Annotated in this window: 15 protein-coding genes and 3 pseudogenes; 8 read left to right on the plus strand and 10 right to left on the minus strand. The window is 40.4% G+C overall.

What is annotated here, in order from left to right; all coding sequences use genetic code 11:
• Positions 1 to 50 precede the first annotated feature (50 nt).
• Complete coding sequence (mrdA, locus tag LMH68_RS21405; RefSeq protein ID WP_102333503.1) at positions 51 to 1,937, plus strand: penicillin-binding protein 2; 1,887 nt, start codon at positions 51 to 53, stop codon at positions 1,935 to 1,937.
• A gap of 285 nt (positions 1,938 to 2,222) precedes the next feature.
• On the opposite strand, the pseudogene LMH68_RS21410 reads toward mrdA, so the two are convergent.
• The 4 genes and pseudogenes from LMH68_RS21410 to rarD form a co-directional block, all read right to left on the minus strand.
• A pseudogene (locus tag LMH68_RS21410) lies at positions 2,223 to 2,504 on the minus strand (IS30 family transposase); the annotation flags it as partial.
• Positions 2,505 to 2,617: 113 nt separating this feature from the next.
• Positions 2,618 to 2,779 (minus strand): diacylglycerol kinase, encoded by a 162-nt coding sequence (locus LMH68_RS21415; RefSeq protein WP_102333505.1) that lies wholly within the window; start codon positions 2,777 to 2,779, stop codon positions 2,618 to 2,620.
• 359 nt (positions 2,780 to 3,138) lie between these two features.
• Positions 3,139 to 4,169, minus strand: a pseudogene (locus LMH68_RS21420) (IS630 family transposase).
• A 98-nt stretch (positions 4,170 to 4,267) separates the two neighbouring features.
• Positions 4,268 to 5,197, minus strand: coding sequence for an EamA family transporter RarD (rarD, locus tag LMH68_RS21425; protein ID WP_086714197.1), 930 nt, complete (start codon positions 5,195 to 5,197; stop codon positions 4,268 to 4,270).
• A 1,114-nt stretch (positions 5,198 to 6,311) separates the two neighbouring features.
• On the opposite strand from rarD, the gene LMH68_RS21430 reads away from it, so the two are divergent.
• On the plus strand, positions 6,312 to 7,283 hold the full coding sequence (locus tag LMH68_RS21430) for a LysR substrate-binding domain-containing protein (RefSeq protein ID WP_086714196.1): 972 nt from the start codon (positions 6,312 to 6,314) through the stop codon (positions 7,281 to 7,283).
• Between the two features lie 168 nt (positions 7,284 to 7,451).
• Positions 7,452 to 8,159 (plus strand): SDR family NAD(P)-dependent oxidoreductase, encoded by a 708-nt coding sequence (locus LMH68_RS21435; RefSeq protein WP_086714195.1) that lies wholly within the window; start codon positions 7,452 to 7,454, stop codon positions 8,157 to 8,159.
• A gap of 607 nt (positions 8,160 to 8,766) precedes the next feature.
• Here LMH68_RS21435 and LMH68_RS21440 read toward each other — a convergent pair.
• From LMH68_RS21440 to LMH68_RS21450, 3 genes are all read right to left on the minus strand, one after another.
• Positions 8,767 to 9,516, minus strand: a complete 750-nt coding sequence (locus tag LMH68_RS21440) for a 3-oxoacyl-ACP reductase family protein (protein WP_086714194.1) — start codon at positions 9,514 to 9,516, stop codon at positions 8,767 to 8,769.
• Between the two features lie 482 nt (positions 9,517 to 9,998).
• On the minus strand, positions 9,999 to 11,846 hold the full coding sequence (locus LMH68_RS21445; protein ID WP_102333506.1) for a hybrid-cluster NAD(P)-dependent oxidoreductase: 1,848 nt from the start codon (positions 11,844 to 11,846) through the stop codon (positions 9,999 to 10,001).
• Between the two features lie 108 nt (positions 11,847 to 11,954).
• Positions 11,955 to 12,722, minus strand: a complete 768-nt coding sequence (locus LMH68_RS21450; protein ID WP_086714192.1) for a carbohydrate deacetylase — start codon at positions 12,720 to 12,722, stop codon at positions 11,955 to 11,957.
• Between the two features lie 210 nt (positions 12,723 to 12,932).
• Between LMH68_RS21450 and LMH68_RS21455 the strand changes: the two genes are divergently transcribed.
• Positions 12,933 to 13,826: a LysR substrate-binding domain-containing protein gene (locus tag LMH68_RS21455; protein ID WP_086714191.1), complete on the plus strand. Its 894-nt coding sequence runs from the start codon at positions 12,933 to 12,935 to the stop codon at positions 13,824 to 13,826.
• 161 nt (positions 13,827 to 13,987) lie between these two features.
• On the opposite strand, the gene LMH68_RS21460 is transcribed toward LMH68_RS21455, so the two are convergent.
• On the minus strand, positions 13,988 to 14,962 hold the full coding sequence (locus tag LMH68_RS21460) for an alpha/beta fold hydrolase (protein ID WP_086714190.1): 975 nt from the start codon (positions 14,960 to 14,962) through the stop codon (positions 13,988 to 13,990).
• Positions 14,963 to 15,358: 396 nt separating this feature from the next.
• Here LMH68_RS21460 and LMH68_RS21465 point away from each other — a divergent pair, with 396 nt between their 5' ends.
• From LMH68_RS21465 to LMH68_RS21480, 4 genes and pseudogenes are all read left to right on the plus strand, one after another.
• Positions 15,359 to 15,781, plus strand: coding sequence for an IS1-like element transposase (locus LMH68_RS21465; RefSeq protein WP_086714189.1), 423 nt, complete (start codon positions 15,359 to 15,361; stop codon positions 15,779 to 15,781).
• Between the two features lie 31 nt (positions 15,782 to 15,812).
• Positions 15,813 to 16,982: an MFS transporter gene (locus LMH68_RS21470; protein ID WP_086714188.1), complete on the plus strand. Its 1,170-nt coding sequence runs from the start codon at positions 15,813 to 15,815 to the stop codon at positions 16,980 to 16,982.
• Positions 16,983 to 17,266: 284 nt separating this feature from the next.
• Positions 17,267 to 17,998: pseudogene (locus tag LMH68_RS21475) on the plus strand (AzlC family ABC transporter permease).
• Complete coding sequence (locus LMH68_RS21480; RefSeq protein ID WP_086714187.1) at positions 17,995 to 18,303, plus strand: AzlD family protein; 309 nt, start codon at positions 17,995 to 17,997, stop codon at positions 18,301 to 18,303. Before LMH68_RS21475 ends, LMH68_RS21480 begins: the two are co-directional and overlap by 4 nt.
• Before the next feature lie 390 nt (positions 18,304 to 18,693).
• Here LMH68_RS21480 and LMH68_RS21485 read toward each other — a convergent pair whose 3' ends face one another.
• Positions 18,694 to 20,199 carry an AbgT family transporter gene (locus LMH68_RS21485; RefSeq protein WP_102465043.1) on the minus strand — a complete coding sequence of 502 codons (1,506 nt, stop codon included), beginning with the start codon at positions 20,197 to 20,199 and terminating at the stop codon, positions 18,694 to 18,696.
• 4 nt (positions 20,200 to 20,203) lie between these two features.
• Entirely contained in the window at positions 20,204 to 22,120 is a 1,917-nt protein-coding gene (locus LMH68_RS21490; protein ID WP_229647825.1) for a TonB-dependent receptor plug domain-containing protein, read from the minus strand.
• Positions 22,121 to 22,277: the final 157 nt, after the last annotated feature.

Below are 22,277 nucleotides of genomic sequence, written 5' to 3' on the forward strand. Positions count from 1 at the left end.
CATACATAATATAAAAGCCTCTAATATATAGAAGGTCGAGTTTGATATGAATAATAAAAAAAATAAAGCTTCGTGATCATAAAAGAGAAATTAGTATTTTCAGGACCAGAATAATTGTTGTATATTCTGGAATAATCTTTCTCACTTTAATCTTAATTGGGAATTTATACAGGCTCCAAGTGATAAATTTTGAACGTTATAAAGCATTAGCTGATGGTAACAGAATAAAATTACTTCCTATTGCTCCTACACGTGGATTAATATATGATCGAAACGGTTCTTTACTTGCCGAAAATAAGATCACATATACTTTGACATTGATTCCAGAGCAAACAGTTGATGTAGAATTGATGCTACAAAGGCTTAGCAAATTCATAGTCCTAGATACAAAAAAAATCAATAACTTCAAACACCGCTTAAACAACAAACGTTCCTTTGAATCGGTGACGCTCTTAGAAAACATGAATGAAACAGAGGTCGCGAAGTTTTCGGTTCGTAAATATCAATTTCCCGGTTTATCTATCGAAGCCAGAAAAAAACGCTTTTATCCTCATGGTGAAGTCCTTACTCATGTGTTAGGTTATGTGGGAAGGATTAACAATAACGAATTGATAAAACTGGATAAAAAAGGTGTAGTGGCTAACTATCAAGCAACTAAAGTGATTGGGAAACTTGGTGTCGAACTATATTATGAACATTTACTTCACGGTAAAAAAGGGTACAGAGAAGTAGAAGTCACGAGCCAAGGCCGCATCGTTAGAACAATTAAATACATACCGGCATTACCAGGTAAAGATATCGTTCTAAACATCGACTTGGAACTACAAAATTACTTATTTCATCAACTAGCTCCGCATACAGGTAGTGCCATCCTACTAGACTCAAAAGACAACAGCGTATTAGCGATGGCATCAGCTCCTAGCTATGACCCAAATCTTTTTGTCGATGGGATATCTAATAAAAACTACCAAAAATTATTAGATGACCCTGCCCGTCCATTGATTAACCGAGCTACATTAGGCGTTTACCCTCCAGCTTCAACAATAAAACCTTTTATGGCCATCGCTGGTTTGCAAGAACGTGTAATTTCTAACAACACGATTCGCGATAATCATGGTAAATGGAAAATCCCGGGATCTGCACCAAACTCGAAAGTGTGGCGAGACTGGAACAGGTGGGGGCACGGTCCAGTAAACGTTACCGAAGCTATAGAAGAATCAGTCAATTCATTCTTTTACCAAACAGCATTTGATTTAGGTATAGACCGAATATCTTCTTGGATGAAACGGTTTGGTTTTGGTGAACCGACAGGAATCGACCTTTATGAAGAAAGTACCGCTAACCTCCCGACTCGAGAATGGAAACTGGATCGTTATCGTATCCCATGGTATCAAGGAGACACTATTCCAGTAGGAATTGGTCAAGGTTACTGGACCTCCACTCCTCTTCAGCTTGCGAAAGCTACATCCATCTTGGTTAATCGTGGCCAGGTTACAGCTCCACATTTACTTAAAGCAACGTTAAACCATGGAGAAAGTTTTAGTACACAAAAGATAATTGTACAGGCACCGATAAGAGTCATGAAGGAAGTGTCAAATAAAGTTTGGGATATTCCACTTAACGCAATGCGTCTGGTAAACCATGGTAGCCGTGGTAGCGCTAGAAATGCTTTCAAGCATGTAGAATATATAAGTGGTGGTAAATCCGGAACTGCACAAGTCTTCAATCTTGCGAAAGGCCAGGTTTATAACTCTAAAAAACTTGCGAGGAGCTTACATGACCAAGCGCTATATACTGCATTTGCACCGTACGAGTACCCACAGTATATCGCAACGGTCGTAATTGAAAATGGTAATGGCGGCTCTAAAGTAGGTGCGCCTTACATAAGAAAGTTATTAGATTTCGCTTTCGACAATCAGAAGAATGACGTTCAATAGATAGTGATAGTGATAAGTTGTTAATCGTCTATAGCTGTAGAAATAACGAAAAGCTATTTACTATCTTTCAATATGTATCGATGTTACTTTCTCTTAGTACGAACGTTCCTCCACCGATAAGCAGGGTGGAACAACAAATATTTGAGCTTTTTGTACCGACAAGTGTAAATACCCCCTTAGCAGAAATCTGATTTTAGTAGTTAGGGGGCTACATGAATTAGGGCATTAGTTTTTATGACAAAAATAATAGCCCGTATTCAAGTCCTAAGTGCGACACTTCGCCATTTAAGCAGCCATGCAAATTTCTTTGAATATAACCGCAAGTTGCTTAAAACCCAAACACTTCTCCGGCCTATAGTTAATCCTCGCTATAGCAAACAAGATAACATCATCGCCAACTTCTCTTATGTTTTTCCCTTTCGGAACATACTGACAAAGGAGTCCATTTGTATTTTCATTGGATCCACGCTCCAATGAACCGCATAGATGAGCAAAGTTAAATTCAGCGTCTAATGCTGTTGCTATCTCTTTGTGGTTCGCAAACTCACTACCGTTATCGGCGGTCAGGCAAGAACCTATTCTTGTTATCATGCACATTATTATTCTTAAACACTCAACCGCGATAATGTAAATTCTGAAAATTAAAAATCTATCGAGTGAAACGTTATTGCCCATGTCAATCAAACAACTCTAGAAAAAACTCGACATACTTCGATTATTATAAACGATACAAATATACTTACACCTACTGCGGCAGAAGAAACATCTTTGATTCGACCTATTTTAATATTTTGATTTAATTCAACAAAGTCACATAGTGCTTCTATGGCGGTATTAAACATTTCTGATACTGGACTAATACGGTCGCAATGAATACCAAACTAAAATCTAACCATTGACTGAAATAGAAAAACCCTATCATCAATATGATAAAAAGTGCTAATTTGTAAGCGACGGAAAAATCCATAAGGACAGCAAGACACCTCTAAGTTCTCTCCTAATTTTTCGAATCGGTTTAAACCTAGAGCCCCCTTATCTAATCTCATATATTCCCTTAAATAAGTTAAATAGATAATAAACCAGCCACTAATTCAAATATTATTGTTTGATATCAATTAGTTCACCTATTTCGAATTTTTATTATGAAACCAATCATCAAACAGCTTCGGTTAGTCGTTGAGTAACCAGGTACTATACCCAATCAACTTGAAGATGCTGGCTTGAACACCTGAAAATTATCATTTATTCGAGACGTCAAAGAGCTTGCAATCTCTGGAAGAGTCACGGTGCAAAATTCTCGATTGCTTCTCTGAATTCCCGTTTAGTTTTTAAATAAACGTTGTTCCTTGAATATTCGTTCATCACCTTCCAAAGCCGCTCGATTGGATTTAGATTTGGACTATAAGGTGGAAGGTAGTGAAGCTTAATATTCAAGACAAAAGCAGCATTTCTGACTAAATCACTACGATGGTACCCCGCACCATCTAAGATAATGTGGAGCTTGTGTTCCAATGGATAACGTTCTCTAATTTGGCAGAAAAATCGAACGATGCTTTCACTGTTTATGGTCTCGTAATCATTAATAATAGTGCCGCCAATGTCGTTAAGATTCAAAGCACCAATGAGGTTGAGACGACTTCGACTTCCCGTTGTTTCAACGGCTTTATCATGCCCTGTTCGTATCCAACCATGTGATATTTTGGTTGCTTGAGTAGGATGGACGGCATCAATGAATAAAATCGATTCATCTTTACTACAGCTTGCTTTGAGCGCTTCATAAGCCTCAATAAAAGCTTTCTGTTTGGTTTCATCGAATTTATGAGGTACGCCTTTGGGCATCTTGTAGCTGAAACCATTTTGGTGAAGCCACTTGTTCATCCCTGCAACACTATATTGCACTCGATAAACTGTGAAAACATGAGCAACAATCTCACGCGTATGATGATAGATGTGCACGGTTAGGTGTGTGATTAAACTTTGGGTTTGCTGCTGAGATAGGTAGTTTTTTGAGCCACCGTTTTCAGGCTTGAGCTTGTTCGATAGCGAGTAATCTTTGAGATGCTGTCTAACCGTTGTTTCATGGATAAGTAGTGCATCGGCAATTTCTTCAGGACTCCACCCGTTACTGGCATGAATAACAGCTTTGATACGGTCGCGAACTCGATCATCACGAGTTGTATCATGTTGGTTAATCAGCGTAAGCTTTTGTTCATTGGATAGAGTTATTTTCATGTCACCTAGCATGATCCTCATTTTGGCTAAAATCAAGCATCTTCAATGATCACGGGTATAGATCTTATTAACTCGTACCCAAATTTTACTAATCTAGTTTACCTAAACCTTTTAATCCCATCTAATACGAGTGCGAACAGTGATAACGTAATCAACAAATAAGTTGGTATTTCTTGTACTGTAATAGCGTCACCAATCAATAACCCAACAACAAAAATAAAAGCAGGCTCAACGTAACCAAGCAACCCAAAGACAGAAACTGACAATTTAGAGTAAGCGTACAGATAGCAAAGCATAGGTATTACAGATACGATACCTAAGCCAGCATAATATGCATAATTACCGACAGAAAGAGATAAAGAAAAGTCTAATGGATAGAGCAAGAAAAAACCGAACAAAGCCAATGGCATAAGGAATAGGTGATCTACAGCCAATCCAATATCGGTAGCTAATGGTATTGTTTTTCGGTGCATAAAATAAGCTGGGTAACCCAAAGCTATCACTAGTACCACCCAAGAGATTCCGTCGGATAAAGCATACGTATAAAGCGTACCCGACAGTGCGAGATAACACGCTAGCTTTTGATAAAAAGACAACGTTTCTCGATATACCAATCGACCAATTAAAACCATTACGATTGGCATCGTAAAATAGCCTAATGCAAGAGACAAAGTCTCTCCATTCACAGGCGCCCAAACAAACAACCAGTATTGCGGTGCAACCAAAAGTGCTGAAACACAGTATTTGGGCCACATTTTCCACACCTTTAAAGCTTGCAGTAGTAGGTGAGTTCTTTTGGAGATAAATAATAATAAGCAGAGTAACATTGTACTCCACAGTATACGCTGCACTGCTAACCAATGGCTTTCCCCCCCTGTAATCTCACTTGGGGGCAGTGGTGGTTGAAACTGGACATATACAGGTATGAATGCAAACAAAAATGAACAAAGAATAGATGCTATAATACCTTTGGTTTCTGCTGGCAAGGTTTTAATGTGGCACTTTAATGAAAAATAGAAACACGTCATGATTAATATGGCCTTTTTTACGGCGCTGCGTTCAAGAAAATACTAGTTTTTTAATTTATTGTTTTATTGGATCGTTATCAATCGAACGAACTAAAACATTAAAAATAAGTGCCACTTAGAAAATCTAAATAGTCCACGCATGCCAATTCATCTTAATTAAATTAATAAATGAGTGACTGACTGATTCTCACCCATTAAATCTATAGGTATATAAACCATTCACGCAATGCATTGCAAATAAAAAACCAACCTGGCTTATATTTTTTAATACCTTATTTAAATTAGCAATTTTTATTAAAACCAGTTTAAAATATCAACACAGAGTTATAAGAAAAATTTTCATTACAAATTTGTCTAGATATTTTTTCGGTTACCACTTTCATTCTCACTCCCATAAAATCATTACTAGTACCCTTACTACCATTTATCTTTTATTTCAAAGAATTGTTTAAAGAGCAGGCATCATAGTTCAAATCTAACCGTCAATTAAGACCACATAGAAATAAACACACAGTCCCCGCAGGACTTAATCATTAATAACAAAGTCAGACAAGTACACCCAACCTAAGCACCTGTTTTATATTGATTTGTTATATTTTAAACTGAAGTACCCTGGTAGAGAAGTGGTACAAAAAAATTAGATAGTATTTTAATTTTACATAAAAACCGCCTTGCCAAATGGGAGGAAATATGACACATTCCTCAAAGAAAACGGTATATACCATTACAATTCAGCTCCCAATTTTATTACGTAGCGAGATGACTTAACATCATGAAAAATGTTTAAAAAATATCAAACAATAGAAATATCTTTTACATTATACAAAGTAATCAGAGCTCACAATAGATTATCTAGAACAGAAGTTACACTTCCAACTAACAAGAAAAAATGATTAATGATGACTGAAAAAGGTGACGCCTTAAAGTTGAATATTTTTCCTGGTTTTAACTTTAAATTAAGTGAATGATTTATAAAAAGACACTTTTATTTTTTAACTTAATTTTACTTTTAAAAAAACTTACAGTGGCGTTGCGCCTAATACCTATTTTTTAATTAATACACCCCTTCAGCTAGAGTTCACGCTATAAAACCATATATAACAAGGAGCAGAAAATGAAACTACAGCAACTTCGTTACATTAATGAAATAAAAAAAAATGGGTATAACATATCTCTTACATCACATCAGCTATATACGTCTCAGCCCGGTATCAGTAAACAAGTTTCACTTTTAGAGGATGAACTGGGCGTGAAAATTTTTGATCGACAAGGTAAACACTTATCTGGTCCTACAAATGTCGGTAAGGAAATCCTAAACGAAGCCATTAAAATCTTAGAGATTGAGGATAGAATCAAGGCTATTTCATCCGAAGTTACATCCCCAAAAAAAGGGAAACTCAATATCTTTACAACTAACGCCATTGCAAATTTCATACTACCTAAAAGCGTCCGTTACTTACTGACAAGCTACCCAAATGTGTCTCTGCACATGTCGACAATCGAACCAAGTCATCTTAATAATTCCTTGCCGGCTGGACCCGGTGATATTGCGATTGTGGCTCAGGATATTGAAGAGATGACAGGCCTAACGGTACTCCCAGTTTACAAGTGGTCATTGAGCTTAATTATCCCTTCTGAACATCCACTATCAAAGACACACACATTAACCCTTGAACAAATAGCAAAAGAAAAACTCATTAGCTATGAATTAAAATCAACAGGGCGAATCGCTATAGACAATACGTTTTCTCAACTAGGCCTAACCCCAGATTATATTGTCACAGCAATGGATGTAGAGGTAATAAAAGAATATGTCAGTAAAGGGGTCGGTATTGGTATCATAGCGTCAGTTGCTGCCCACTCAATAGATGATTCTTTTACCGTACGCTCATTAGAAGGATTTTTTCCCGATTGTTACGCATGGCTTTGTTTTGGTAAAAACGTGTATTTGCAGACATACATGTATGATTTTATCGAAAAGCTTGCACCACACCTCACAAAAGTAGTGATTGAACAAACCAAGCATATGACTAAGTCGGAAATAATAGATTGGTTTAAGACTGTCCCTCTACATACTTATAAGTAACAACCATTACCCTCTCAAGTCATTAAGAATGTGACACATAACCTCCAACTGTTTATTATATGCAAAAATTTGCACTACTATCTATTTTTTATGAGATATGTTCGTATTCAAGAAAATCTTAGATACGTTACTTCAACAACGTCTCATACGTTAAATTAGGAGCTCACCATGACTAAAGTTGCCATAATTACAGGATCTAGCCGCGGTATCGGGAAAAAAATTTCTCACTATTTCGCTCAGGAAGGATACTCTTTAATTTTAATGTCCTTGAATAAGCTGAATCTTGAACAGGCAAAAGTAGAAATAAACACACTCTTTCCATCGTGCAACGTAGAAGTAGTGCCTATCGATTTCAACGTCCCGTCCGAGGTAGAAGCAACAATCACATCAATCATCAAAAAAAATAAAAACATTGAGGTCATGGTCAATAGCGCTGGTATTTTGGCAGCAGGCAACACTAAACTACCTTTAGTCAAACTTTCTGAATTAATGAATGTAAACCTACTGTCTACCATCACTGCTTGTAATATCGTTGCAGAACAAATGAAAAAACAAAGGTTTGGAGAAATATATAACATCGGTTCCACTGCAGGTTTGACGCCAGTCCCCAAAATAGCCGCTTATGCAGCTTCAAAAGCGGCCATTGTCAGTTATAGCGAGTCGCTCTATCATGAGCTTCTCCCATTTGGTGTAAAAGTTTGTTGTTTATGCCCAAGTGTCGTAAACACAGACATGACTAACGATGGTCGAATTGATAATAAATTAAAAATTGAAACTCAAGATTTAACAAAAGCACTCGATTTTATTCGAAGCTTATCTTCTGCGGCAGCCGTAAGCACACTCTCCATACGCTGTCGTATCATAGACTTAGAGTAATAAAGAACGTTCAGAGAAACTCTAACACCTTTAATACCATACTTAACATCACTGTAGTGGTCTATAACGGCCATCGTTCGACTATAAAAAGTTAGAGTAACCTGGGAGGTCTACACCAATATTCCTAGACACTGAATTAAGTGATCACTAACGACTTAAACAACGACGTCTAAGGAAACTAGAATCCTTAAATTAAAAGGAGATGCAACAAAACTAGCAGAGAAAGTGAGAAGGGCTGTGGCAACAAGACAGCTTTATTTACATGAATATCAAATCGACGCTTGGTGAAAGAATTCGAAGGAAGACTCTAAACTAATCAGCAAGAGCGAGGAGCTAGCAGCAGATGCTGCCAAGCTCAAACGGCAGCTAATCGAATGGGCAGAAGAACTAGAAACTGGACAAAGAGCCACCACCATCCTCGAAAAACTCTAAAGTAAGGTATCGGTTAATGCGGGGGTCTCTCCTACTGGAGCAGATTAAAACCAATAGCTTCTAAATGACTGACCTATGAAATAGGCCAATCATCATACTTATATTTACTCATCACGTATTGATGATTACATGAAGTTAGACTGATAGTAACGAGTTACTCGACCACATATTTTTATTAAGCGGAAAAGCCACCGTCGATCATCAAATCAGCACCAGTGATGTAACCCGCTTCTGAGCTAGCGACGAATGCTACTAAGCTAGCAATCTCCTCCACTTGACCATAACGACCAAGTGCACCGATAGCTTTTACAGGCTCTGAAGTATCGCCATTGTCTGGGTTTAAGTCAGTATCGACCGGACCAGGTAAAATGTTGTTGACCGTAATACCTCTAGGGCCGAGATCGCGAGAGAGACCTTTGGCCAATCCGGTTAGTGCAGACTTGCTCATTCCATATATAGAACCGCCAGCAAAAGGAATACGCTGAGCATTAGTACTACTGATATTAATTATTCTGCCATGATTATTCATATGCTTCGAGGCTTCATGAATAGCTACAAATACACTTCGTACGTTAGTATTGATGGTCTTGTCCCAATCATCCATCGTCAAATTTTCTATATTATCCCAGATAAGCGTACCTGAATTGTTTACGACAACATCAATCTTACCAAGTTGCTTGATGGTTTCACTGATTGCATTTCTGATATCTTCCGGCTTCGTGCTATCCGCTTTTATCGCGATAACTTTACCACCTTTTGAAATTAAGCTATCAGCAAGGTCTTTTGCTTTACCCTGGGATGACACAAACGTAAAAGCAACAGACGCGCCCTCTAAAGCCAATCTCTCAACAATCGCAGCACCAATACCGCGACTGCCGCCTTGGATAAATGCAACCTTACCTTTAAATCTATTTAAGTTGTTCATTATGTTTGCCTTAATTAAAAGTAGTCAATGTGAATCATCTTTTTAATGTCTGCATCATAACCGATTAAATCTCAATTATTAAGTCCTTAAAGTTAAAATCAAAAAGTCCCTATAGGAACTAATTGTAAATACAAAGTCAGCTTATAGAAGTTTGTCACTTGGTTATCGTAGCGAAGTTAAGCAATTTTGCCCAAGTTACTAGAATTAACATCCAAGTTCGAGTCATTCGATTTATCGCTCACCTTTAATCGTCGCCCTACTGATTTTATCAGTAACGGGGTGCTCCTGTGACTCGAGCTAGCTACTTAGATAAGAGCATTAGGAAAGGAGCGATCATTTTTATCTAGATAAAAACGCCTTACATTCTACCTAAAATAAGAGTAAATCAGATATTTTAGGTGTCATTGTTTTTAGTTAGATTAACGATATTGAGGCCACTATCAAAGTTTGATAGTGGCCTCAATCATCATAAAACCTACATACTAGCTAACAATATTTACATTTGTCTTAGGTATCGCGCAGCAAGCTAGGGCCATTCCTTTCGCCTTATCACTGTCTTCAATTCCTGGGGCATCGGGCTGGTAAACCTCTCCTGATTTCACAGTGACTTTGCAGGCGCCGCAGAAACCAGCTCTGCAGTTATTCGAAATAGAAAGCCCTGCTGCTTCAGCTTGCTCCAGAACGGTGCGCTGGTTGCTTCCTTCAAACACGACACCATCAAGGTTGATTTGAACCCTTTTCTCGCTCCCGTCCGCCACTCTTGCAACGCCAAATGTCTCTTGATGGTACTGTTCTTCGGGCAGCCCACTCTCTATCATCAAGCGCTTTACACTCTCCATGAAACCACTAGGACCACATACAAAAACTTGACGTTTGTGAAACTCTGAAATTTGATTTAAATGAGTACGACTAAAATGCCCCTTTTCGCCTAGCCAATCAGTTGATGGCTCGCTAAGGGCTAGAGTCACAGTGACATTGGCGTGTTGTTTTTCTAGCATAAGGAGCTCTTCCATGAATGGAATATCCGCTTTCGTCAAACATTGATGATAAAACGCAATATCACGCGTGTCTCGTTGGTCTGTCAAATACCGAAGCATAGCGATCATGGGCGTCACACCGCTACCGGCAGAAAGCAGCAACAGCGGCTCATTCGATTCTTTAGTAATATGAAAAGTGCCTTTGGGTTGATCCGCAATAATGGTATGGCCAACTTGTAAGTGGTTGAACAACCAGTTGGAAACTTCACCACCATGGACTCGTTTCACTGAAATCGACAAACGTTCTGGCCGAGAGGGGCTAGATGACAGCGTATACATTCGTTTGGTCAGTTTGCCATTAATCATGAGCTCAATAGGAAGATGTTGCCCCGCTTTATACTCAGGCACCATGCCGCTTTTGGGCTCAAACCAAAATGTCTCGAAACTTCTTGCCACTGATTCTCTTTCAACGCAAATCAACTCTTGTTTTTTGGCATCGAGATCTTCATAAAACTCCTTGGATTTATACTCAAGTACTTCGATAGCATCATTGATGGAGACAACACCTTCGTTTTTCGCTACAAGGTTTTGCCCGAAAAATATTTTGCCTTGCTCGTTGGCTCTAAAGCGCGAAAAGGTCGTCAATGGCTCTTTACTGTTCCTAAACTCTCCATTTTCCAGATCAAGTGTCGTTAAAATGCACCGCTCACACGGCTCTACAATTTCAAATTCGACATCACCTATTTTGATACGCTTCCATGAGTCTTCGATAAAAGGTTCGTCTGATTGCACCACCAGGTTGGTACGAAACTGTTCCATGGTGTGAACTTCGCTGCTGCGTCTATTTAGCTCCGCTAATGAGCCAGAGCTAATAAGCAAAACAGGAAATCCGTCGGCAAAGCTCACATTATGACCAAGATTTTCTTTCACACGCTTAGATTGCTCGCCAGTAAACAGTAACTCAACTCGCTTCCCAATTACTTGGCTAAACCAGTCATTCGCTTCATCGGTTGTTGTGTAGGCTGAAAAGCTGTCCCTCCAAACACTGGCATCTGTCGCCTGCATTTTGAAGGTAGAGTAGTGTAATTTTAGTGCCGCCAGCCCAGGGTAAGAAAAAATGACACCGGTTGGCATTAGACTAGAACTCACCTTCACCATATTTGGATACTGGCGCGCCGTCACCATGGTTGGGTATTTAGCCGAGGCGGAGACATCATCACCAGTTAACGCCAACATAAAGCGACGATCAAAAACAAGGCCTTGCTTTTCGACCCATGAAGAAGAGAGAGAAAGCCCGCCAATGGATTTGACTGGATAGATATTAACTTGGGAAAGTACGGTAGGATTTACCACAATGTCACCCTTTATTATTGTGTTGACTTATTGAACCGAAAGGAACTGTTTTAACGACCTAACAAGGCAGATGGTTTATCTTGTCGCTACGAAGATTACCTCGCGGACTTAAGCATGAAGCGCATCGAAACCAACGCATTCAATACCATTTTTTCTTAGCCAGAGAGAAAACTCATCGCTGGTTAAAATCTTCCACTCTTCAACACGAGCATGAGCATAGCTAGAGATTTCCTCTAGCTCTTCAGTTAGCGTCCTTGCTGGGTGGCACATTAATTCAATCGTACTGTTAGGCATGCTGTCTTGATAAGCCAGCAATACTGCTTTGAGGTATTCAATATTGACACCTTCAGCATGAAAGCCCATATCAAACGCATCTGGGGTAGGAACCGACAGTAAACTTTGACCCTGTATAAAGCTATCAATACGCCTAACTGGAAGACCTATTTCATTCGCTGCCTGCGTGAAACCTATCTTAAGAGGACGGTAGGCACCAGCAAAATGGTGGCTATCGATATGATTAATATTAAATCCCGCGTCTAAAGCCGCTTGATATTGCGCCATACACTCTCTAAAGACTTCATCAGAAGACACATCAGATTTATTAAACAGGGCCTTTCTATCAAAAAAATGACCATTCTCGTCAACCAGTGTTGGAATTAATTTAGGGGACGATATTGATTTACCTGATGTCACTGTAAAATGCAGTCCAACTTCATGAATAAGACCACGCTGATAGAGTTGTGACGCGTGAGATACACCAGGTTGGTTCATCATTATGGTGGTCGATTTTACGGTCCCGGCGCGAAAACAATCAGCGATACCCAAGTTTACAGATTCCGTCAGACCGAAATCATCAGCGTTTAATATAAGTTTCATCGTATCTTGTCCAATTTATAAATAATCAATTCTTGTAACGTATCTATAAGACCCGACGTCTATTTTAAACATCTCACACAACAACTTTGCGTTTGTTGATTGAGTAAAATTTAACACTTCGCCCATGACCCATTACAAAAATTACTCTATAATAGCTAAAAGCTTCTGACAAACGAACAAAACTTCAATATAAATTAACTAGAGTAATGCATGAACTTAGTGACCAATCAACAACAACAGCTTTCTCTTCTTCATACTTTTAGCGTTGCAGCGCGCCACTTGAGTTTTACCCAAGCAGCAGAGGAGCTCTTTATTACTCAAAGCGGAGTCAGTCAGAGAATAAAAAAACTGGAAATACAGCTTCAATTCAATCTGTTTATTCGAAAGACCCGAAAGCTAGAGCTCACCCCAGAGGGGCAAAGAGTTCTGAGTGTTTTAAACTCATCATTTGAGTCCATATTTTCCACCCTCTCTGACATTCAAACCGGAGAGCTGACTGGTAGCTTACATATAGCCACATCACCTTATTTCGCCTCTGCTTGGCTGATCCCGAGACTCCCCTCACTTCGTCAGCAATACCCACACTTAAGCATCAAGCTGCAAACCAAACAAAACCAATCTGATTTTGAATTTGAGCCATACGATGTAGCTATTTTTTATAGTAAAGGAGAATACCCAAATCACTACAGTGAGCGTTTATTTTCTGGAAAGAGAACACCTGTGTGCAGTGCTGACTACGCCGAGGAGCATTGTCTTAACAATGGAATCAATACTCTATCAGACGTTAATTTTATCCATAGAGGGGATACAAGTGCGTGGCAGTATTGGTTAGATGAGATAAGTGTAGGCATCGACTGCGAAAAGCGATGTGATTTCTATAGTGATAACAGACTGGCGATGGAAGCAGCGGAATTATCACTCGGTGTGTTTCTTGCTCGATTAGAATTTGCGCTGCCTTTAATTCAAGCGGGTAAGTTAGTCGCGCCATTTCCACATATTGAATCAGGAAAAGGCTACGATTTGGTTTGCCCTAAAGGAATGGAAACCAGAGCGAAGTTCCAAGCGTTTTCTCGCTGGGTACATTCTGAGATAGACAACGGATAAAGAGTTCTCGTTATATTGCTACATAACCGAGTACAAATTATAAGCAGTTCAAATATAAAAATACCCTAGAGTGGCTCTAGGGTACGAATTAACAATGATAGGCAATCTACGACAGTAATCAAGACTGCATTGTCAACAAAACTTAGCTCTCGTTTTGTAAGTTATTTTTTGTTAAAAAAATCAATAACTAGATCTTCAACCTGGACTGGACACTCCTCCATCAACCAGTGACCACATGACTCCAACACATGACCTTGAACATCATTAGCATATTCTTTCATTTGATTAAATTGAGTCGCTCCTAAACTGCCTTGACCATTACCTGATATCGTCAGAATCGGCATTTTCAACAAGTTATTCTCTGATAGATTGTCATTTTGAATCACAGATTCAGGAAGTGCTCTGTAATACTCAAAAGCAGCGTTTAGAGTTTGAGGTTTTTTATAAGATTCCGCATACATACCGAACAGTTCATCTGAAAATGCATTCTTATTCTCTGCATGCTCAAGAATGAAGTGCTTAAAAAACTTATCTTCATTGCCTGATATAAGTGATTCAGCCAATTCGTTTTTCGCAGAGAAAAAGCTAAAGTGCCACGCGGTCGACTCTCCCTGAGGAGTATAAGCTGGGAACGTGTATATTAAGTCGCTTGGTACGATGGTCTCCAGTAGAGCGACCTTATCAATATCATTCTGATGTTGAGCTAGCATAGGATATGTGACCCAGCCACCAATATCATGAGCTATGACATTGAATTTATCATCCGGGCTAAAGGTCTTAGCTAAAGAATGGATATAAGGTGATACGTCCTGCCCTGTATAAGTGGAGTCTAGCGGCTCAGATAAACCAAGACCTGGAAGATCCATAGCAATAACTTGGTAATCTTCTGCTAATTTAGGCATTAACTGGTGCCATTCGTACCATGACTGAGCAAAGCCATGGACCATTACCAATAAAGGCCCTTCCCCTCCAATTACATAATGAAGCTTCACTCCGTTAACTTCTTTAAAGCTGCTTTCAAAACCAGAAGGAATTGGAAACTCACTGTCCGCTTGACTCTGCTCATTACCCGCAAAAGCCATTGAGGAAAGTAAAATGCCCGATGCGACTAAAAGTGTTTTCTTCCATTTTTTCATAAAGTTAAATCATCTCATAACGTGTTAAGTCGATATGCACTTAAAGTTAATGGCATACCGAAGCAGGGCGCAAAATGTGTCATGATGTTTCAGAGCAGTCAACAGGACATTTCTTAACAAATTAGAGTAACGCCTTCATTTCGCGCACTAATCCTCCCAACAGCCACCAAAGAAAAATTGAATATAAAAAACATTAAAAACAATAACTTAACTAGTTTCATTCTATTTCTGATTTGGCGACCGATACCTCTAAATAACACATTAAGTCCCAATTGGAATATCTATTAATAAACATTAAGACTTAATTGAATTCATTTTATCCGTTATTATGCTGTCCAAGTTGATAATTAAATTTAAACGACTACAGATATCTTTTGGTGAGATTTAAGGTTCCATGTGACAACGAATAAACCCAACTGCCGCTTCTGTCATAAGAGTGACAGTGTCATAAAGCATGGTTATGGCCCCAATGGCCATCAACGATTTCGCTGTCTTGCTTGCCGCCGTACCTTTCAAGTGAATTATTGTTACGAGGCCTGCAAACCAGGAATTCGAAATAGGATTATTGAAATGACCGCACAAAACCATGGAAAGCGAGAAACCAGTCGTCATTTACACGTTGCCTACAACACAGTTCTAAGCACATGTCATCGGGTAAGAAAAAAGTCTCCACCCTTTGATAATACGAATTCTGATACGTTGCCGAATTCAATCACATTGAAAACGGCATTTTTATTGGATAAAAAACAACATTTTTGTGCCACTTTTCCAACACTTGGACTTAGGGCTCTAACAACAACCAATATCGACGGTACGTAATTACCGCATATTAATAATTTGAGTTGAAACAATGAAAAAACAAAGCTTGTTTATCTTTGCTCTATCTTTAGCCGTTTTTGGCGTTATCACGACAGAGCTTGGTATTATTGGTCTCCTTCCACAAGTCATGAAAGACTTCAATATTGATGTACAAGAAGCTGGTCTATTAGTCAGTGTCTACGCTATTGTCGTCGCGGTGAGTGGCCCCTTTATTACGTTAATGATGTCTGGATGGAATAGAAAGCATGTTCTAGTCGGCATTTTGTCTCTATTCGTTGTCTCTAACCTTGTGTACGCTATGACGCAAGATTACACAACCATGATGATATTTCGCGTTCTACCGGCGTTAGTACATGCTGTATTCTTTTCTGTCGCTTTAGTGGTTGTCACATCAATGGTTCCAGTTGAAGAACAAAGCAACGCCGCTGCTAAAGTTTTTGGTGGAGTAGCCGTAGGATTAGTCTTTGGTATTCCGATTAGTGCTTTTCTTGCTGAAGAATATTCTCTCGCTTATGCCTTTTACTTTGGTTTAGCCGCTTGCGCCATTGCGTTAGTGAGTGTGATGTTCTTGATGGAAAGTGCTCCCGTTAAGGAAAAAATGTCATTCGGCTCTCAAGTAACTATCTTACGCAGCAAATCAATGTGGTTGTCATTATTCACCGTTATATTCATCTTTGCAGCGATGTTTTCTTCGTACAGTTTTATTACTCAATACTTAAGTACTGTAACGAATATGAACGGTACGTGGATTAGTGCAATGCTGATGGTGTTTGGTATCTTTGGTATCTTTGGAAACTTCATTTTTGGTAAGCTACTCAGTAAAAATATTCTTAAAACAGTGATGCTGTACCCTATAATATTCGGTCTTACCTTCATAATTGTTTACTTCATGGGGTTCTCATTCTACTTTATGATCGGCATGGTCGCGTTTTGGGGTGCAGTGCATTCTGCAGGATTGATCGTGAGCCAGACATGGATAATGGAAAATGCAGGTGATTCAAAAGTATTTGCAAATAGCCTCTTTGTGTCTTTTTCTAACTTAGGAATTACTCTTGGCTCAGTTATCGCGGGATGGTTTATCTCTCAATTCGGCGTAGAAAATCTATTTTTATCAAGCTTAGTCTTTACGATGTTAGCATTAGTTAGCATCTTACTTAACCAGAAGAAAAGTTCAGATCTCAAACTTTCAAAAGTGAATTAGTCTATGAAAATGCGGCTTTCGTGACTAGAGCCTTAATCACGAAAGCCTGCATTATTTTTGAGTTTCCATCCCCCAAACAGCTGTTCAGATCGTAGGGGCTTGTTTATTTCTCCTGAATTACGTACAAAGCCCTTTCAAGATCCTATCTTCACCACCGTTTATGTTTTTTCATCTGTGACATAACGTTTGAAAGCCTAACTAATTGATGTTAAACATGCGGCTTAAAAAATAACAACAAAGATCCTTCAATGGATCTGCTCTTTTGCCTACTGGCTAGGACCTCTATGACAGAAAACACTCAACACCTTCAACGCTCCTCGATTGAGTTACACGAGTTTACACGTACCGACATCTGGAGCGGCTTCACCCAACTTTTGCCTCTCTCTATGTTTGTGATCGTATTTGGTTTCGCATTCGGTGTCGCTGCAGTACAAACTGGACTGAATTCTTTTCCAACTATGTTAATGAGCACACTTGTTTTTGCAGGTGCTTCACAGTTTGCTACGTTGGATATGTGGGGAGCAGAAGTCCCCCTTATTCCAGTTCTTATTACCGTATTTGCGATCAATGCTCGCCACCTTTTGATGGGGGCCACGCTATATCCTTAGTTACGTCAACTCCCCCCGACAAAACGATATGGTGTGATGTTGATAGCTTCGGACGCAAACTGGGCAATGGCACTCCATGCCTTTGGAAGGAAGGAACCCGGTTTTGGATTGCTCGTTGGCGGTGGTTTAGCACTTTGGTTATTTTGGATCATCGGCACTTGGGTTGGCATTTACTTTGGCAGCGTAATCCAAGATCCAGTGGGGCTTGGGCTCGATATGGTTATGGGCTGCTTTTTACTTTCCATGGTCGTCGTTGGGCCTAAAAACTCAAGAATCTTTATTATTTGGGCCACAGCAGCGGCATCTTCAATATTGGCATATTGGTATTTACCTGAAAACAGCCATGTTGTTGTTGGTGCTATTTCTGGTGGGGTGTTGGGTGCTTGTTGGAAGGAGAAGAAATCATGAGTATTGAAACAAATGTTGGTGGTACTTTATTGATAATCATTGCAATGGCATTGGTCACATTAGCTACACGCTGGGGTGGTGTATATGTCATGTCATTTGTTCCAATTAGCGAGCGTGTTCAACGTTTTATTACAGCGATGTCAGGTTCTGTATTAGTCGCCCTTCTCACACCTCTTGCCGTAGAAGGTGACAACGGAGCTAGAGCTGCACTCTTTTCTACAGCTGTCGTCATGTTCGTCATCAAAAAACCTCTACCAGCAATCGCAGCAGGAATCATTGCCGCGGCGGCAGTACGATCTTTGTAGCCATTACCACTACTACGAAACTCCCCAAATAGCTAAACCACATCTGCGCCTTGGTCACATCTTTCGATGCTATCAAGGCTTACCCAATACCTGAAAGTGACGGATATAAACCAAGTGATCTGCACCAGTCTGACTGGTGCAGATCAGTATGACGGTTGTTCATTATTGTTACAACCCAATAGAGATAGAGTGGTCAAAGAAATAAAAATAATTTTGTTAAAAAAGCTCATAATCTAATCGCCTATACATAACAATTCCATTACAGTAGCGACATGATACTTGTCTGAAACTTCTCGAGCAAGTGAGTCTACCCCTGCTTTTCCAGTTGGTTATTACAATCCACATCACCCACATCAATATAACAATGGATTTACACAGAATTAGTCAAGTCTATAACCCCATCGGCCACTGCAATACGTATACCCAAACTAGTAGTAAGGTCGTCCACACCAACAAAAACGCCAAGCTAAAAGGCAACATTAATGACATCAGGGTACCTAATTTAGCCTCCTTATCGTAATCTTGTGCGGCCGCTAAAATTAACCCGAGATAGCCAAACAGTGGGCTAATAATGTTGGTGACTGAGTCTCCAATCCGAAACGCCGCCTGTGTCACTTCTAGTGGAATGCCGACATAGAACAATGAAGGGATCAATACGGGCGCTATCATGCTCCATTGAACAATCGGAGATCCCATAAAGATATTCAGAAAGGCACACAAAATAACGACCAATAAGAGAATTATTGCTGGATGTAGTTGTACCTCTGTCACTAAGCTACTCATCGACATGGCTAATACACCCGACAACTGGCTGAGCTTGAAGAGGTAGATCATCTGCGACGCAACAAAGATGATCAGTAAAAACACTCCAAGTTGGCTCATGCTTTTTTGACAAGCATTCAGCAGATCGCGCTCGCACTTGAAGCTTCCAGAGAGGTAGCCATAGGCTAATCCACTTAAACCAAATGTAACGGCAATAATAATAGGTAGTCCACGCATCACTTCGCTGCGTCCTAAAGGTTGGCCTTCGTATGGGGCTAGCCAGCCGTTGGGTAGGACGGTTGAAAGTACAACAAACACGGCAACCATGACGAATACAACGGCTGCGGCCCACATGGCTTTGTCATTATTGGCAGCTTTGTTGTTATCGAAATCATAGCTGTCAGTGAACCTTTGTTCAGGCGTAGCATAATGGCATGCGAATCGACTTTGACGCTTTTCAACGATATTAATCGAAACAAACGAGCCTACTAAAACGAGAGCGAATACGCTGGCACTCATAAAAAAATAGTTAGCCAGAGGGCTGACGATAATAGTCGGATCAATCAGTTGAGCAGCAGAGGTCGTGATGCCTGCAATCACAACGTCATAAGTGGTTAAGAATACGGTGGCGTGAGTTCCCCCTGCTACCCCCGCAAATGCGGTGGCAAGCCCAGCAAGCGGCGGGCGATTGGCGGCTTGGTATGCTCGACAAGCCAAGGGGATGAGTACAATATAGCCTACAGAACCGACGACATTCGATAAAATGCCCAAGATCATGATGCTTACTGTCAGCTGCCACTTGCCGGTTTTACTGACTAACCGCTGAACGGAGTAACTGATGAGGCCAGAAGAGTCCGCCAAGCCAATTCCAATGGTGGCAATAATGACGACGCCTAATGGTGGGAAGCTGATGAACTCTTTGACGCTGCCACCGAGCCAAGTTCTTACCGCCTCTAAAGACAACAGGTTGTTGACGTGTTCAATGTTTCCACCGGGCAGTGTGTAAGAGACTTGGGCGTTGGACGTGAAGAATGAGGTTACTATGATTATCAACGACAACCATAGAAACAAGAAGACAGGATGGGGAAGTTTATTTCCCCATCGCTCTAACTTATCAAAAAATGTATTTGGCATCAGGTTAGAAAGCGTAATTCAAGCCAGCGTAATACGTTCGGCCTTGAATGACTTCGGTATAAGTCTCAGGGCTTGATACATCTTCATCCATCACGTTGTTGACACCGAGTTTCAGTTCCAGTTCCTCCATTAGGGTATGACGCATGCCAATATCAAAGGTTGTGTATGGGTCAGAGACATCATTGTTACCGAGCTCACCACGTACTTCACTGCGGTAATGGGCTCTTGCAAACAGATCGGTATCGTAAGTGACATACCAATTGGCTTTTACTGAAGCTTCATGTTCAGAGGTGCCGACAAGGCGTTCGCCGCTTGTGTCGTCTGTCGCATCAAGGTAAGTATATGAAGCGTCAAATCCAACGTGCTTGAACTGGTGTTCGGCATACAACTCTAAGCCTTTGAGCGTCGCTTTATCCACATTGATAAACGTATAGTAGCCGTCGCTCCCATTGGAGCTTTCAACTTGCTGAATAATGTCGTCAACGCGGTTATAGAATACGGTGGCGTTAGCAGAGGTGGCTTCGTTGGCATAGTAGGCGCCAATTTCACTGAAGGTGCCGGTTTCTGCTTTGAGATCTTGGTTGCCATAGACGTTACAAGCCGCGGGTCTATCAGGGCAAGCTGGGCCGCTGGCTGGCGCGGTATAAGACGGTGAGATCTGTGCCATGGTCGGTGCTTTGAATGCGGTTCCAGCGCCGGCTTTTAAGCTCCAGTTGTCGGTTAAACCTTGTGTGATGTATCCACGATAAGTAAATTCACTGTCAAACAGGGAGTCATGATCAAAACGTCCACCGAGTGTCAGTATGGTCGAATCGGCAACGGCTAAGTTGGTTTCAAGATAAACAGCAGTACTGGTTCTATCGGTAGAGCCTCCTGTAATGCCGACGTTTTCGATTTCGGCATTGCGAGCCTCGGCTCCCACTGTCATTGTATGATCATCGACAAAGAAAACGGCTTGTACATCACCGCCATAGTTTTGTTCGGTGATGTCTGAACTTGGGGTGTCGTATTTAACATCAAAGTCACTGTAGTAGAGGTGGGCATCGACACTCACAAGATACGATTGGTAATCATACCCTAACGTGTAACTTTGGAGTTGACGCTCTTGTTCATACGAGCGGCCACGATACATTGCCGTCCCCGATTGATCCTCATTCGACAGTTGGACTTCCAAGTCAATCGTGTGTTGGTCGTTCAGCGCATAATCAAAAGAGTTCACTAAATTGTAATTTTCTTGCGCACGACGTTTAGTGAAGCTCGACTGTTCGGAATAAAAAGATTCGTCGGTGTCTAAATAGTTACCATATACGGTATAACCCAAAGCATCGGTAATAGGGGTTGAAAAATACAGACCATAAATTTGTCCACTACCACCCTTGTCACCTTGGTTGTATTGCCCTTCAACGCTTATCGCACCCTCTGCGGTACCACTGTGCTGACGAGTGATGACATTGACCACACCGCCCATGGTATCGGCACCATATAGAGTGGACATTGGGCCACGAATCACTTCGATATTATCGATAGCAATACTTGGCGTTAGGCTCAATGCATTGTCGCTACCACGCCATAATGCTTCTCGGGTATAAGATCGACGGCTGTTCAATAACACTTGCGTGTAGTCACTATTTAAACCACGAATTCGCACACCACGAGAGCCATTTGCTTGGGTCGACACGCTAACGCCTGGTGCGTCAATAAGCAGATCGCCTACGTCCCCTGTCATCTGATATTTACTCTGCTCTTGAACGTCTATCACGGTCAAGGTTGCAGGGGCTTCTAGTAGACTTGTGTTTTGGCCAGCGTTTGCGGTGACAACCACGGTTTCATCAATTGCCGATTCCGCCATAACAAAAGAAACGGGTATAAAGGTCAGGCTAAACAGACACGGTACAGCATGACTTGATTTGAGTTTTAACATGTAATGACTTCATGGTTTTTAAATGAGGACTGGCCTAGAATATAATGAAAATAAATCTCATTGACAATACCACTCACCATAAAGTTCTTTTGATTATATTCTATTGAAATTTAATATATTTGTGGATAATAATTCAGACTTATTGATAGTTTAAAAT

It is taken from the genome of Vibrio sp. F13, from assembly GCF_020806305.2.
GTDB lineage: Bacteria > Pseudomonadota > Gammaproteobacteria > Enterobacterales > Vibrionaceae > Vibrio > Vibrio crassostreae_C.